The organism is Mesorhizobium sp. B4-1-1 (genome assembly GCF_006439375.1).
Taxonomy (GTDB): domain Bacteria; phylum Pseudomonadota; class Alphaproteobacteria; order Rhizobiales; family Rhizobiaceae; genus Mesorhizobium.
The window spans coordinates 189,066-200,936 of sequence record NZ_VFTH01000009.1 but is presented as its reverse complement, the minus strand read 5'-3'; the positions used below and the strand labels follow the sequence as shown (position 1 = coordinate 200,936).

Annotated in this window: 11 protein-coding genes; 7 read left to right on the top strand and 4 right to left on the bottom strand. The window is 64.2% G+C overall.

Going from position 1 to position 11,871, the window contains the following annotated elements:
- Positions 1-206: 206 nt before the first annotated feature.
- The 5 genes from FJW10_RS15430 (at position 207) to FJW10_RS15410 (ending at position 4,612) form a co-directional block, all read left to right on the top strand.
- Entirely contained in the window at positions 207-725 is a 519-nt protein-coding gene (locus FJW10_RS15430) for an RNA polymerase sigma factor (protein WP_140900748.1), read from the top strand.
- Complete coding sequence (locus FJW10_RS15425; protein ID WP_140900747.1) at positions 722-1,516, top strand: anti-sigma factor; 795 nt, start codon at positions 722-724, stop codon at positions 1,514-1,516. The genes FJW10_RS15430 and FJW10_RS15425 overlap by 4 nt, the downstream gene beginning before the upstream one ends.
- A gap of 206 nt (positions 1,517-1,722) precedes the next feature.
- Positions 1,723-2,820 carry a GNAT family N-acetyltransferase/peptidase C39 family protein gene (locus FJW10_RS15420; protein ID WP_140900746.1) on the top strand — a complete coding sequence of 366 codons (1,098 nt, stop codon included), beginning with the start codon at positions 1,723-1,725 and terminating at the stop codon, positions 2,818-2,820.
- 4 nt (positions 2,821-2,824) lie between these two features.
- Positions 2,825-4,288: a RimK family protein gene (locus FJW10_RS15415; RefSeq protein WP_140831134.1), complete on the top strand. Its 1,464-nt coding sequence runs from the start codon at positions 2,825-2,827 to the stop codon at positions 4,286-4,288.
- 51 nt (positions 4,289-4,339) lie between these two features.
- Complete coding sequence (locus FJW10_RS15410) at positions 4,340-4,612, top strand: DUF3303 family protein (RefSeq protein WP_140831136.1); 273 nt, start codon at positions 4,340-4,342, stop codon at positions 4,610-4,612.
- Between the two features lie 19 nt (positions 4,613-4,631).
- Here FJW10_RS15410 and FJW10_RS15405 read toward each other — a convergent pair whose 3' ends face one another.
- The gene (locus FJW10_RS15405) at positions 4,632-5,555 is read right to left on the bottom strand and encodes a LysR substrate-binding domain-containing protein (protein WP_140900745.1); all 924 of its coding nucleotides are present in this window, start codon (positions 5,553-5,555) and stop codon (positions 4,632-4,634) included.
- Positions 5,556-5,666: 111 nt separating this feature from the next.
- Between FJW10_RS15405 and FJW10_RS15400 the strand changes: the two genes are divergently transcribed.
- Positions 5,667-6,557 (top strand): fatty acid desaturase family protein, encoded by an 891-nt coding sequence (locus FJW10_RS15400; RefSeq protein WP_140900777.1) that lies wholly within the window; start codon positions 5,667-5,669, stop codon positions 6,555-6,557.
- Positions 6,558-6,706: 149 nt separating this feature from the next.
- On the opposite strand, the gene FJW10_RS15390 is transcribed toward FJW10_RS15400, so the two are convergent.
- The 3 genes from FJW10_RS15390 to FJW10_RS15380 all read right to left on the bottom strand — a co-directional run bounded on the left by FJW10_RS15390 (position 6,707) and on the right by FJW10_RS15380 (position 10,409).
- Positions 6,707-8,842 carry an EAL domain-containing protein gene (locus FJW10_RS15390; RefSeq protein WP_140900743.1) on the bottom strand — a complete coding sequence of 712 codons (2,136 nt, stop codon included), beginning with the start codon at positions 8,840-8,842 and terminating at the stop codon, positions 6,707-6,709.
- Positions 8,843-8,907: 65 nt separating this feature from the next.
- On the bottom strand, positions 8,908-9,546 hold the full coding sequence (locus tag FJW10_RS15385; RefSeq protein WP_140900742.1) for an HD family hydrolase: 639 nt from the start codon (positions 9,544-9,546) through the stop codon (positions 8,908-8,910).
- Positions 9,546-10,409 carry a folate-binding protein YgfZ gene (locus tag FJW10_RS15380; RefSeq protein ID WP_140900776.1) on the bottom strand — a complete coding sequence of 288 codons (864 nt, stop codon included), beginning with the start codon at positions 10,407-10,409 and terminating at the stop codon, positions 9,546-9,548. Before FJW10_RS15380 ends, FJW10_RS15385 begins: the two co-directional genes overlap by 1 nt.
- An 85-nt stretch (positions 10,410-10,494) precedes the next feature.
- On the opposite strand from FJW10_RS15380, the gene FJW10_RS15375 reads away from it, so the two are divergent.
- Positions 10,495-11,826, top strand: a complete 1,332-nt coding sequence (locus tag FJW10_RS15375) for a dihydroorotase (protein ID WP_140900741.1) — start codon at positions 10,495-10,497, stop codon at positions 11,824-11,826.
- The last annotated feature ends 45 nt before the right edge of the window (positions 11,827-11,871 follow it).

Sequence of the window (11,871 nt, the reverse complement as noted above, 5' to 3'; positions counted from 1 at the left end):
CTCATACGCGATATACGCAATATACGTATCTTACGTAATTAAACAATGAGTCGGTTTGGGACTCGAACGGGAATAAGCCGGCCCACGCCATCGTTATTCTCTTGCTTGGGTAACCGCAGCGGTTGGGCCGCTTCGCGCAGACTGCTTGCACCGCGCCTGGAAGGCGCGTTCTATCCGGATGGAAAGCGACCTCGAAACAAGCGGTCATGGACGACAAAAAGGCAGCGATCCTGAGCGAAATACCGCGGTTGCGGCGCTATGCGCGCTCGCTGCTGCGCGACCGCGATTCCGCCGACGATCTCGTCCAGGATTGCCTGGAACGGGCGCTTTTGCGGCTCGACAACTGGCAAACGGGAGAAAGCCCCCGGAGGTGGCTGTTTACGATCATGCATCACTTGTTCATCGACCAGATGCGCAAGGTCAACCGGCGCGGCGAGGCAGCGATATTGCCTCTCGAAGCCGGTGAGGCCCAGTCCGCGCCCGCCGATCAGGTCGAGACCATCGCCTCGCGCGAGATCATGGATGCCTTGCAGGCGATCAGCCCCGATCGCCGCGCGGCCCTGGTGATGGTCGCCATCGAGGGCTTTTCCTATGCCGAGGCCGCCAACATCCTTGGCGTGCCGGCCGGTACGCTGATGTCGCGCATCGCCCGCGGCCGCGAGGAATTGCGAGGCCTGCTCGAGGACTCATCGCGCCGCCGCTCGCTGAGGATCGTCGAGAAATGACCCGGCACGATTTTTCCGAACGCGATATCCATATGGCCCTCGACGGCGAGCTGCCGGGCGAGGAGCGCATGGCCTATGACGCCTGGCTCGAAGCCAATCCCGAGATGAAGGCGCGGTCCGCGCGCTACATCGCCGACCGTGCCGCCATGCGCGCCGCCTTCGCCGGCGTGATCGACGAGCCGGTACCGGCAAGGCTGCGGCAGGCATTGCTCGGCCAGGCCCCTGCAAAGGCATCGGCCTGGCGCTCGCGCTGGTGGCTTTCGGCCGCGGCTGCCGTGGTGCTCGCCGTCGGCGGCCTCGGTGGCTATGTCGTCGGCATCGACAGCATCGGCCGTGGCGGTGACGGCGATGACCAACTCGCCGAGCAGGCGATCGCGGCCCATGTCCTCTACGCCGCCGAGAAGCGTCATGCCGTCGAGGTTCCGGCGAGCGACAAGGATCATCTTCAGACCTGGCTGTCGAACCGCGTCGGGCTGAAGCTGGTTGCGCCCGACCTGACGACCGAGGGCTTCGAACTGATCGGCGGCCGGTTGCTGCCGGCCGGTGAGCAAGGCAAGGCGGCAATGCTGCTCTATGAGGACGCCAAGGGCGAGCGCATTTCGCTCTTCGTCACCGCAGTATCGTCGACGACGTCCAAGGGCACCTACACGGCCGAGGCGGGCGGACCGGAGGCGGTCTATTGGCTCGACAAGGGCTATGCCTGCGCCGTCGTCGGCTCGTTGCCGCCTGAGCGATTGTCGGGTGTCGCAAAGAGCGCCTATGGCCAGCTCCTGGCCGGCATATCGAGCTGAACCGGCTGCGTTTTTCGGCGGCCGGCAGTCCTTTGAACGGCAATCCTGTTCAAACATTTCGCCCTTTCCTGCCGTGGCGGAAACCGTCACAATTCGGCCCAAATCAAGGAGCGATAGCGCTTGATGAATGCTGGCGCTTCGGCCGGGTCTGCGACGCATCCACCGGGGCCGTTTTCTTAACCCAATCGAGGTTCTCCCAAGCCCGCATGCCTGCCGAGATCCGCAAGGCCCGCGCGTCAGACGTCGATGACCTCGCCGCCATCGAGAAGGCCGTTTTTCCGGGCGACAGGCTCTCTCGCCGCTCTTTCCGCCAGTTCATCGAACGTGAAACCGCCGAGATGCTGGTGGCCGAGAACGAGGGCCGTGTCGCCGGCTATGCCGTGGTGCTGTTTCGCAAGGGCAGCGGCGTGGCGCGGCTCTATTCCATCGCCGTCGGTCCCTTCTTCGGTCGGCTCGGCATCGGCCGCCTTCTGCTGGCGGCCGCCGAGGAAGCGGCCTTCGAGCACGACCGGCTGCTGCTGCGCCTCGAAGTGCGCGAGGACAACGATCGCGCCATCCGTATCTACGAGCAGGCCGGCTATCGAAAACTGGGCCGCGAGCCCGACTATTACGAGGATGGCGCGACGGCGCTGCGCTATGAAAAGACGCTGCGCGGCGACACCCCGACCGCGACCAGGGTGCCGTTCTACCAACAGACCTGCGAGTTCACCTGCGGCCCATGCTGCCTGATGATGGCAATGGCCAATTTCGACCGTGGCTTCGTGCCGGACCCGGTCATGGAAATCCGCCTGTGGCGCGAGGCGACCACGGTCTTCATGATGTCCGGCCCTGGCGGCTGCGAGCCTTTCGGCCTGGCGGTCGCCGGCTGCGAGAGTGGGCTTGCGGCCGAGATATTCGTCTCCTTCTACGGCGCGTTGTTCCTGCAGTCGGTGAGGAGCGAGGACAAGCGCCGGGTGATGGAACTCGCCCAGGTCGATTTCCGCCGCCGCGCCGAACTCTACGGCATTCCCGTCAATTACCGTCCGTTCGGCATCGGCGACATCCGCGACGCCCTTGCCCAGGGCAAGCTGGTTGTCGTGCTGGTCAGCGGTTTCCTGATGTTCGGCAAGAAGGTGCCGCATTGGGTGCTGGCCATCGGCGACGACGGCGATCATATCTTGATCCACGACCCATGGGTGGAGGATGAAAGGCAGGAAACGATCCTCGATGCCGCCAACATTCCGGTGCCCTACGACATTTTCATGAACATGGCGCAGTTCGGCCGCGACGGCTTGCGCGCAGCCATCACTCTGGGAAAACGCTGAGACAATGACCTGGGTTATCCTCACGGGCAGGCAGAACGACATCGATCAGGTGGCCACACCCCACAAGATCATCACCAACCGCGACTATCTCGCGCATCCGGCGCTGTTCCGCGGCCAACGACCGAAGGTGATCAACCTGTCGAACAACTACGGCTACCAGAGCCGCGGCTACTATGCCTCGCTGCTGGCCGGCTCGCGCGGTCACAGGGTGATCCCGACCGTCGAGACCATGATCGACCTCTCGGAGCGCAAGCTCTACGAGCACGCGCTGCCGGAGCTTGAACTTGCCTTGAACAAATGCAGGAAGGACCTCGGCGGGACTTTCCCGGCCAAGGTCGCGATCTTTTTCGGCATCGGCCCGTCGAAAGTGTGGGACCGTTTCGCCAAGCTGCTGTTCGACTGGTTCCGCGCCCCGGCGCTCGAGGTCCACATCAAGGACAGCGCCGAATGGGCCTCGATCCGCAAGATCGGCTTCCTGCCGCTTGCCCGCATGACCGAGAGCGAGGAAGAGTTCTTCCTGCAATGCCTGGACACCTACACCAACCGCGAGTGGCGCGACACCAAGGGCCGCACGCCGGCGCGCTATACTTTCGCCACGCTGGTCGATCCGCATGAGGAACTGCCGCCGTCGGAGATCTCCTCGCTGCGCTATTGGGCGAGGATTGCCGAGAAGATGGGCGTCGAAGTCGAGCCGATCACCAGGAAGGACTTGGCTAAGCTCGCCAACTACGACGCGCTGTTCATCCGCGAGACCACGTCGATCTCCAACCACACCTACCGCTTCGCGCGCCGCGCCCAGCAGGAAGGCATGCCGGTGATCGACGATCCGCTGTCGATGATCCGCTGCACCAACAAGGTCTATCTCAACGAGCTGATGACCTACAACAAGGTGCCGGTGCCGCCGACGGTGATGATCGCCGGCACGTCCGACTTCGAGGTGGCGGCGCAGGCGCTCGGTTTTCCGCTGGTGCTGAAGATCCCGGATTCGTCTTTCTCGCGCGGCGTCAAGAAATGCGAGAACATGGCCGAGTTGACCAAGCTCGCGACCGACTGGCTCGACGATTCCGATCTCCTGATCGCGCAGAAATTCATTCCGACCGAATATGACTGGCGCGTCGGCGTGCTCGGCGGCCAGCCGCTGTTTGCCGTGCACTATCTGATGGCAAAGAAGCACTGGCAGATCGTCAACCACAAGGCCAGCGGCAAGCCCGACCAGGGCGGGATCAAGACGTTCACGCTGAAGCAGACGCCGCCCCATGTCGTCGAGACGGCGGTCAAGGCCGCAAAATGCATCGGCGACGGGCTCTACGGCGTCGACCTCAAGGAGACCAAGGACGGCGTCTTCGTCATAGAGGTCAACGACAATCCCAATCTCGACCATGGCTGGGAGGATTCCGGCGAGAAGGACGAGCTCTGGGTGCGGCTGACGCAGTGGTTCCTGGAGCGCCTGGAGAGACCGGATAAATAGCGGCCGGACAAGTCGCGGCCGGAGAAAACCGCCTGATTTGAGGGAACAAAAATGCTGTTTTTCGTGATCGAGGATTTCCACGGCTCGGACCGCAAGGAGATCTATCGGCGCTTCCGCGACAAGGGCCGCCTGAAGCCCGACGAGCTCGTCGTGCATCACAGCTGGATCGCAGGCGACATGAGCCGCTGCTTCATGCTGGTGGAAGCCGACGATGCGACGGTGCTGCAGCGCTGGGTCATCGAATGGGCGGATTTGGTCGAGTTCGAGATCGTTCCGGTGGCCAACAGCAAGGACATGGTCGTCGCGCTGGCCGGGCATCTCTGACCGCATTTTTTGCAGGCCGTCAGATTGACGGCGTGACCAGCGCCGGGGAGCCGACGGCGCGCCGGCATTCCTCTATCAACCATTGGCGGAACGCCGCCACGATATCGCGTCTTGCGCTGCGTTCCGGGATCGTCAGGCAATAGGGTTGGCGCAGGTCCAGCGATCGGGCAACAGGCCGGACCAGCAGGCCCGCTTCCAATGCTCTGGCGCAATAGATGCCTTGCGCCAGCGCCACGCCCAGTCCTGACATGGCGAGATCGAGCGCTGCCCGAGACGAGTTCGCTGAGAGACCGCGCTGTGCCGCGCGGCCGGGCTCGCTTTCCGCCGCCTCGAACCAGTTGCGCCAGGATGGAAAGGATGCCCCCGTCGGTCCCCAATCGGTGTGAATGAGCGGCAGGCCGGCAAGGCCGTGGGATTTGATCGCGCCGGCGAGCGTCGGCGCGCAGACGGGATAGACGGCATCCTTGACGATCTCCTCGATCGGATGCTCCCGGTAATGCGGACCGTAGGAGAGGCGGATGTCGATCAGTTCATGATCGAACGGCACCGGATCGTCGTCGCCTCTCAGCGATATGTCGGCGGCGCCGTGCGATGCGACAAAGCCGGCGATGCGCTCGGAAAGCCAGCCCATCGCCATGGAGGGCGGCACCGAAACGACGAGCCTCGGCCGGAACGCATCGCCGCCGACGTCGCGTGCGACACTGCCGATTTCCCGGAAGGCCATGCTGAGCCGCGGCAGCATCTCCACCCCGGCCTCGGTCAGCACCGCGCGCCGGTTGACCCGATGGAACAGCTTTCGTCCCATCTGCTCCTCGACGGTGCGGATAAGCTGGCTGACGGCCGCCGCCGAAATCGACAGTTCCTCCGCCGCGGCCGCGAAGCTGCCTGTGCGCGCCGCCGCTTCGAAGGCCTGAAGTCCGCGCAAGGAGGGAAGAGCGACCATGGCAATCCGAAAGATAAGTCTACCTTATCTATTTCGCAGAAATCCTCGTTTTTCGAAAGGTTTCTTTCTAGGTATCGTGGCCTCATGAACGCAATCGACCACGATGCAGCCATAGACCACCGCTCCGTGATAGCCTCGCTGACGAATGAGGAGCGCAGCCGGCTGACCGGAAAATCGGATGGGCCGGGCCTTGCCCAGTTCGCGCTCCATCTCGGCGCGATTGTCGTCCTTGGGGCGCTGATCGCGGCCAAGGTGCCGTTCTGGCCGGTCCTGATGCTGCCGCAGGGCGTCCTGATCGTGTTCCTGTTCACGCTGCTGCATGAAACGGTGCACCGGACGGCGTTCGAAACGCAGTGGCTGAACGATATGGTCGCGCGCTTCTGCAGCCTGGCCATTGCGCTGCCAGCCGACTGGTTCCGCTATTTCCACTTCGCTCATCACCGCTTCACCCAGGACCCCGAGAACGATCCGGAGCTCGCCTTCCCGAAGCCCGAGACGATGCGGCAATACATCGTCCACGTCTCCGGCCTTCCGGTGTGGTGGGGCCATTTCAAGACGCTTTACACCAATGCAACGGGGCGCTGCCGCGACAGCTACGTGCCGCCAAAGGGCTTGCCGAAGGTGAAGGCCGAGGCGCGGGCGATGATCGCCTTCTATGTCGTCCTGCTGGCGCTTGCGGTCTGGTTCCAGGCATCGGTGCTGCTCTATGTCTGGATCGTGCCGGCGCTGCTCGGACAGCCGTTCCTCAGGCTCTATCTGCTGGCCGAGCACGGCCGCTGTCCCTTCGTCGCCAACATGCTGGAAAACACCCGCACGACGCTGACCAACTGGTTCGTGCGCAAGCTCGCCTGGAACATGCCTTACCATGCCGAGCACCACGCCTATCCCGGCGTGCCGTTCCACCAGTTGCCGCAATTCCACCGGCTGATAGAGCGGCACCTCAAGGTGGTCGAGCCCGGCTATGTCAGCTTCCATGAGAAGTACATCGAGACGCTGCGCTAGCGCGTATTGATATTCAGGGGATGCCGGCCTGCAAATGCCCGCTTCCTGCGCTTCCGGTGCTCACGTACTTCAAGTACGCTCCGCTCCGGTTCTCGGAATCCGCCATTTTCGGCGCGGCCTAACCCGAATCTCAACACGTGCTCGGGAAATCAGCCCGATTGGCGCAGCAGCGCCTGCGCACGCAGCAGCCGGTTCACCTCGGCGGCCTTGGCCGGCACGCCGATCAGATAGCCTTGCGCCTCGCCGCAGCCGGCCTTGCGAAGCATGTCCAGCTGCGCCTCGGTCTCCACACCTTCGGCGGTGACGGTGATGCCGAGCTCGGCGCCGAGCCCGATCACCGTGCGCACGATAGCCGCCGTGTCGCGCTTGTCGAGATCGCTGGTGAAGGAGCGGTCGATCTTGATCTTGTCGACGGGGAAACGCCGCAGGTAGCCAAGCGAGGAATAGCCGGTGCCGAAATCGTCGAGCGCGATGCGCACGCCGAGACCGCGCAACTGGCTTAGCGTCTTCAGCACGGCGTCGCTCTCGTCCATCATCACCGTTTCGGTGATTTCGAGCTCCAGTCGGTTGGCCGGCAGGCCGGAGAAGGCAAGCGCCGCGATCACGCTGCGGGCGAAGCCGCCGCTCTTGATCTGCGCGGCCGAGACATTGACGGCCATGCGCATGTCCGGCGGCCAGTTCGCCGCCACGTTGCAGGCCTTGCGCAGCGCCCAGTCGCCGAGTTGCACGATCAGTCCGGTTTCCTCGGCGACGGCGATGAAGTTCTCCGGCGACACCAGGCCACGCGACGGCGAGCGCCAGCGCATCAGAGCTTCCGCGCCGACAATTCTGCCGGAGCCGATGTCGAGGATCGGCTGGAAATCAAGCTCGAATTCGCGCCTGGAGAGCGCCGCCTCGAGATCGGCCTCAAGCGCCCGGCGCTCGCGCATCAGCGCATCCATGCCCGGCTCGAAGAAGCGATAGACATTGCGTCCTTCGCTCTTGCCCCGGTAGAGCGCCATGTCGGCGTTGGTGAGCAGCGTGTCGGCGTCGTGCCCGTCGCCGGGATAAAGCGCGATGCCGAGGCTCACGCCGACATGCATCTCGCGCCCCTTGTCGCGATAAGGCTTGCCGACGATCTCGACGATGCGCTTGGCGAGCTTCTCGGCGTCGGCGACGCTCCTGATGCCGAACTGGATGATGGCGAATTCGTCGCCGCCGAAGCGCGCCACCACGTCCTTGCTGCTGCGCACCGAATGCTGCAGCCGCTTGGCGACGCATTGCAGCAGCCAATCGCCGGCCGGGTGGCCGAACGTGTCGTTGACGGCTTTGAAGCGGTCGAGGTCGAGCGATAGGATCGCCAGCAGCTTTGCCTCGCCAAGCGCCTGGTCCAGCCGATCGCGAAACATCGAGCGGTTGGGCAGATTGGTCAGCGTGTCGTGATGCGCAAGATGCGTCATGCGCTCTTCGGTGCGCCGGCGCTCGGTGACGTCCTCGAAAGTCGCCACCCAGCCGCCGCCGGCCAGCGGCCGCCGCAAGACGAAGAGCGTTCGGCCGTCGACCAGTTCGCGATAGCTCGAGCGCGACTGACCGGCATCCAGGCTGGCCTTCGTCTTGTCGACCTCGACGTCGATTTCCAGCGGCGCGAAGATGCCGAGTCGAATGAGCTTGTCCAGCATCTGGCGATGCGTCATGCCGAGCGCGAAATCCGACGCCTTGGCGTTGCACAGGTCCAGAAAGCGCTGGTTGCGCACGATGAGCCGGCCCTTGGCGCTGTACATCAGCAGGCCTTGCGACATGTTGGCAAGCGCGGCGTCGAAGCGGCGGTGTTGCTCCTTCAACTCCGCCTCGGCGCGCCGCTCCTCGGTCACGTCCTCGTAGATCGACACCCAGCCGCCGACGGCGATCGGCCGGTGCGAAATAACGATGATGCGCCCGTCGGAGAGGACTTCCTCATAGGTCGAAGCCTTGGCGCCATCGATGTAGGGCTTGCGGATGGCATAAAGCTCGTTCGCGCTCTGCGAAGCGATGCCGATGTCAACGCTGTGCTGCAGGATGTCGAAGAAAGGAATGCCGGGCTTCACCACTTTGGCGTCCAGGCTGAAGATGTCGATGTAGTTGTGGTTGCAGATGATCATCCGCTCGTCGGCGTCGAACATGCACAACCCGTGCGACATGTTCTCGACAGCCGCCGCGAAACGCTCGTTCTGAGCCCGCAATTCTTCCGCGATCCGCCGCGCCGGACCAATGGCGGCCGTTCTTCGCTTGCCGGCGGTGGAAGCAGTCTTGACATGTGCGCCGGGCATGAGCACGCCTTCGGATCGTGACCGAACGCAATACTGTCGCGGTCGCGGGTTAATTTAGCGTTCTTTTATGGGGTTGTATTCACCGCAAGCGAAGACTGGCGCTTGGCTTCCAGCATCTTGAAACGCTTGAGAAAAGCCGTTTGCGCCCAAGTCACGGATTTAGGAGTGAAGTCGAAACGGTCGGCGGAGAAGCCGCGCGGCCGCCCGAAATACTCGGTCGCCTCAGCGGTCGAAAAACCGGCCAGCAGCGTCGCTTCGTAATAGGCGGCGATCTGGTCGGCGCGCTTGATGTCGTTGCGCAAGGAGGCGGCGAGCTCCGCCGGCAGCGAGAAACGCAGATGGATGGCGCGCTGCAGGCGCAATTCGCAATCCTTGTAGGAACCGCCCATTACCGATTTGAACGGTGAGATCATGTCGCCGATGACGTATTCGGGCGCGTCGTGCAGCAGCGCTGCAAGACGCGCCTCGGCCGGAGCGGCAGGCACCAGTTCACCGTAGAGAGCTTCGACCAGCAGCGAATGCTGTGCCACCGAGAAGGCATGGTCGCCGCTGGTCTGGCCGTTCCAGCGCGCGACGCGCGCGAGTCCATGAGCGATATCGGCGATCTCGATGTCGAGCGGCGAGGGATCGAGCAGATCGAGCCGGCGGCCGGACAGCATGCGTTGCCAGGCGCGCAGCGGCGCGCCGGCCCGGTCGGCCGCCATCAGGCCTCCTCCGCGCTGACCGCACCTTCAGGGAAGGTGAACTTCGCCCAGGCGGGAATGGCGAGCGCTACCGGAACCTCATCCGCCATGATTGCCTGGCCCGCATCGACCGCCGCCTTGACGCGGTCGATGCGGGCAACGGCAAGACCGGTCCGGCCGTCGACAGACCCGAGCGTGCCCACCGGCCGCCCGGCGACCGTGAGCTCGGTGCCGGCAGCGGGCAGGGGACCATCGGCCGACGCGATCAGCACACGGCGCCGCGCGGTGCCGCGATGCTGCATGCGCGAGACCACTTCCTGGCCGATATAGCAGCCCTTCTTGAAGCCAACGCCGCCAGTTTCGTCGAGCAGCACGTCATGCGGAAAGGCATCGCCGAGCTGGTAGTCGGAACCGCTCTCCGCAATGCCGTTCGCGATGCGCAGCATCTGCCATGCATCGGGAACCGTGCCGTCCGTTGCTTCACTGCCATAGCTACGCCTGACCGCCACATCCCGGAAGCGCGTGTCGGCAAGCGCTGTTGAATCAGAAAGCGAGGCGGTTGAATCATCGCCCCATGCGACCGTGACAAGCATCTGATCCTGTTTGGCAATCGCGGCCTTGGCCCTTAGCCGGTAAAGCATCAGCCGGCGCACGAAATCGTCGGCGATGTCGGCCCGGCATTCCAGTTGGAAGCCGCCGTCGCCGGCGCGCGAGATCAGAAAATCAAACAGGATCTTGCCCTGCGGCAAAAGCAACGCGCCGGGTTTGGCTTCCCCGGGCCGAAGCGCGTCGAGGTCGGTGGTTAGGATGTTCTGCAAAAAATGCTCGGCATCGGGGCCTGACACGGAAATGAGCGCGCGGTCTTTGAGCTGGGCAACGGGCATGAGCGTAAAATCGGCCTGATCTTGCAAAACGTCCGGTCATTACGTAAGCCGGCCACACTCCCCCCGCAAGAGATTGGACCTGCCCATGGCAACCACCTTCGACCTCATCCTGACAGGCGGCACGGTGGTCAACCATGACGGCGAGGGACGGCGCGACATCGGCGTGAAGGCCGGACGCATCGCGCGGATCGGCGATCTCGGCCAGGCTTCGGCCGGCGAAACCATCGACTGCATGGGCCTGCACATCCTGCCGGGCGTCGTCGACAGCCAGGTGCATTTCCGCGAACCGGGACTGGAGCACAAGGAGGATCTGGAGACCGGCTCCCGCGCCGCGGTGCTGGGCGGCGTCACCGCCGTCTTCGAAATGCCCAACACCAATCCGCTCACCACCAGCGAGGCCGCACTTGCCGACAAGGTGCGCCGCGCCACCGGCCGCATGCATTGCGACTTCGCCTTCTGGGTCGGCGGCACGCTCGACAATGCCGGCGATGTCGGCGAATTGGAACGGTTGCCCGGAGCGGCCGGCATTAAAGTGTTCATGGGTTCGTCCACCGGCGACCTTCTGGTCGAGGACGATGAAGGAGTCGCCTCGATCCTGCGCAACACCCGCCGCCGCTCGGCTTTTCATTCGGAGGACGAGTTCCGCCTGCGCGAGCGGCTCGGCGAGCGCGTCGAGGGCGATCCGTCGTCCCATCCCGTCTGGCGCGACGAGATCGCGGCGCTGCGCTGCACCGAGCGGCTGGTGCGCATCGCCAGGCAGACGCGCGCGCGCATCCATGTGCTGCACATCTCGACAGCCGAGGAGATCGTCTTCCTCGAACAGCACAAGGATGTCGCGACCTGCGAGGCGACGCCCCACCATCTGACGCTGAGCGCCGACGACTATGCGCGGCTGGGTACGCTGATCCAGATGAATCCGCCGGTGCGCGCCGCTCGCCACCGCGACGGCGTCTGGCATGGCATTTCGCAAGGCATCGTCGATGTGCTGGGCTCCGACCACGCGCCGCACACGCTGGCAGAAAAGGCAAAACCCTATCCGGCCTCGCCGTCGGGCATGACCGGGGTGCAGACCTTGGTGCCGATCATGCTCGACCACGTCAACGCCGGTCGGCTCACTTTGCAGCGCTTTGTCGATCTGACCAGCCATGGTCCGCAGCGCATATTCGGCATGGCCAGGAAAGGCCGCATCGCCGCCGGCTACGATGCCGATTTCACGGTCGTCGACCTGAAGCGCCGCGAGACCATCACCAACGCTCAGGCTGGCTCCAAGGCCGGCTGGACGCCCTATGACGGCAGGGAGGTCACCGGCTGGCCGGTCGGCACGGTCGTGCGCGGCAGGCGCGTCATGTGGGAAGGCGAGATCGCGACGCCCGGCCAGGGCGCGGCGGTGGAGTTCTCCGAGGCGCTGCCGGCCTAGCCCTTGCCAAGAATTGGATTTATTAAGCGCTCTGCATTATCGTGG

Bases quoted from the DNA above. Each gene is read 5' to 3' on its own strand.
- FJW10_RS15430 (WP_140900748.1), top strand. From the start codon at position 207: ATGGACGACAAAAAGGCAGCGATCCTGAGCGAAATACCGCGGTTGCGG.
- FJW10_RS15425 (WP_140900747.1), top strand. From the start codon at position 722: ATGACCCGGCACGATTTTTCCGAACGCGATATCCATATGGCCCTCGAC.
- FJW10_RS15420 (WP_140900746.1), top strand. From the start codon at position 1,723: ATGCCTGCCGAGATCCGCAAGGCCCGCGCGTCAGACGTCGATGACCTC.
- FJW10_RS15415 (WP_140831134.1), top strand. From the start codon at position 2,825: ATGACCTGGGTTATCCTCACGGGCAGGCAGAACGACATCGATCAGGTG.
- FJW10_RS15410 (WP_140831136.1), top strand. From the start codon at position 4,340: ATGCTGTTTTTCGTGATCGAGGATTTCCACGGCTCGGACCGCAAGGAG.
- FJW10_RS15405 (WP_140900745.1), bottom strand. From the start codon at position 5,555: ATGGTCGCTCTTCCCTCCTTGCGCGGACTTCAGGCCTTCGAAGCGGCG.
- FJW10_RS15390 (WP_140900743.1), bottom strand. From the start codon at position 8,842: ATGCCCGGCGCACATGTCAAGACTGCTTCCACCGCCGGCAAGCGAAGA.
- FJW10_RS15385 (WP_140900742.1), bottom strand. From the start codon at position 9,546: ATGGCGGCCGACCGGGCCGGCGCGCCGCTGCGCGCCTGGCAACGCATG.
- FJW10_RS15380 (WP_140900776.1), bottom strand. From the start codon at position 10,409: ATGCCCGTTGCCCAGCTCAAAGACCGCGCGCTCATTTCCGTGTCAGGC.
- FJW10_RS15375 (WP_140900741.1), top strand. From the start codon at position 10,495: ATGGCAACCACCTTCGACCTCATCCTGACAGGCGGCACGGTGGTCAAC.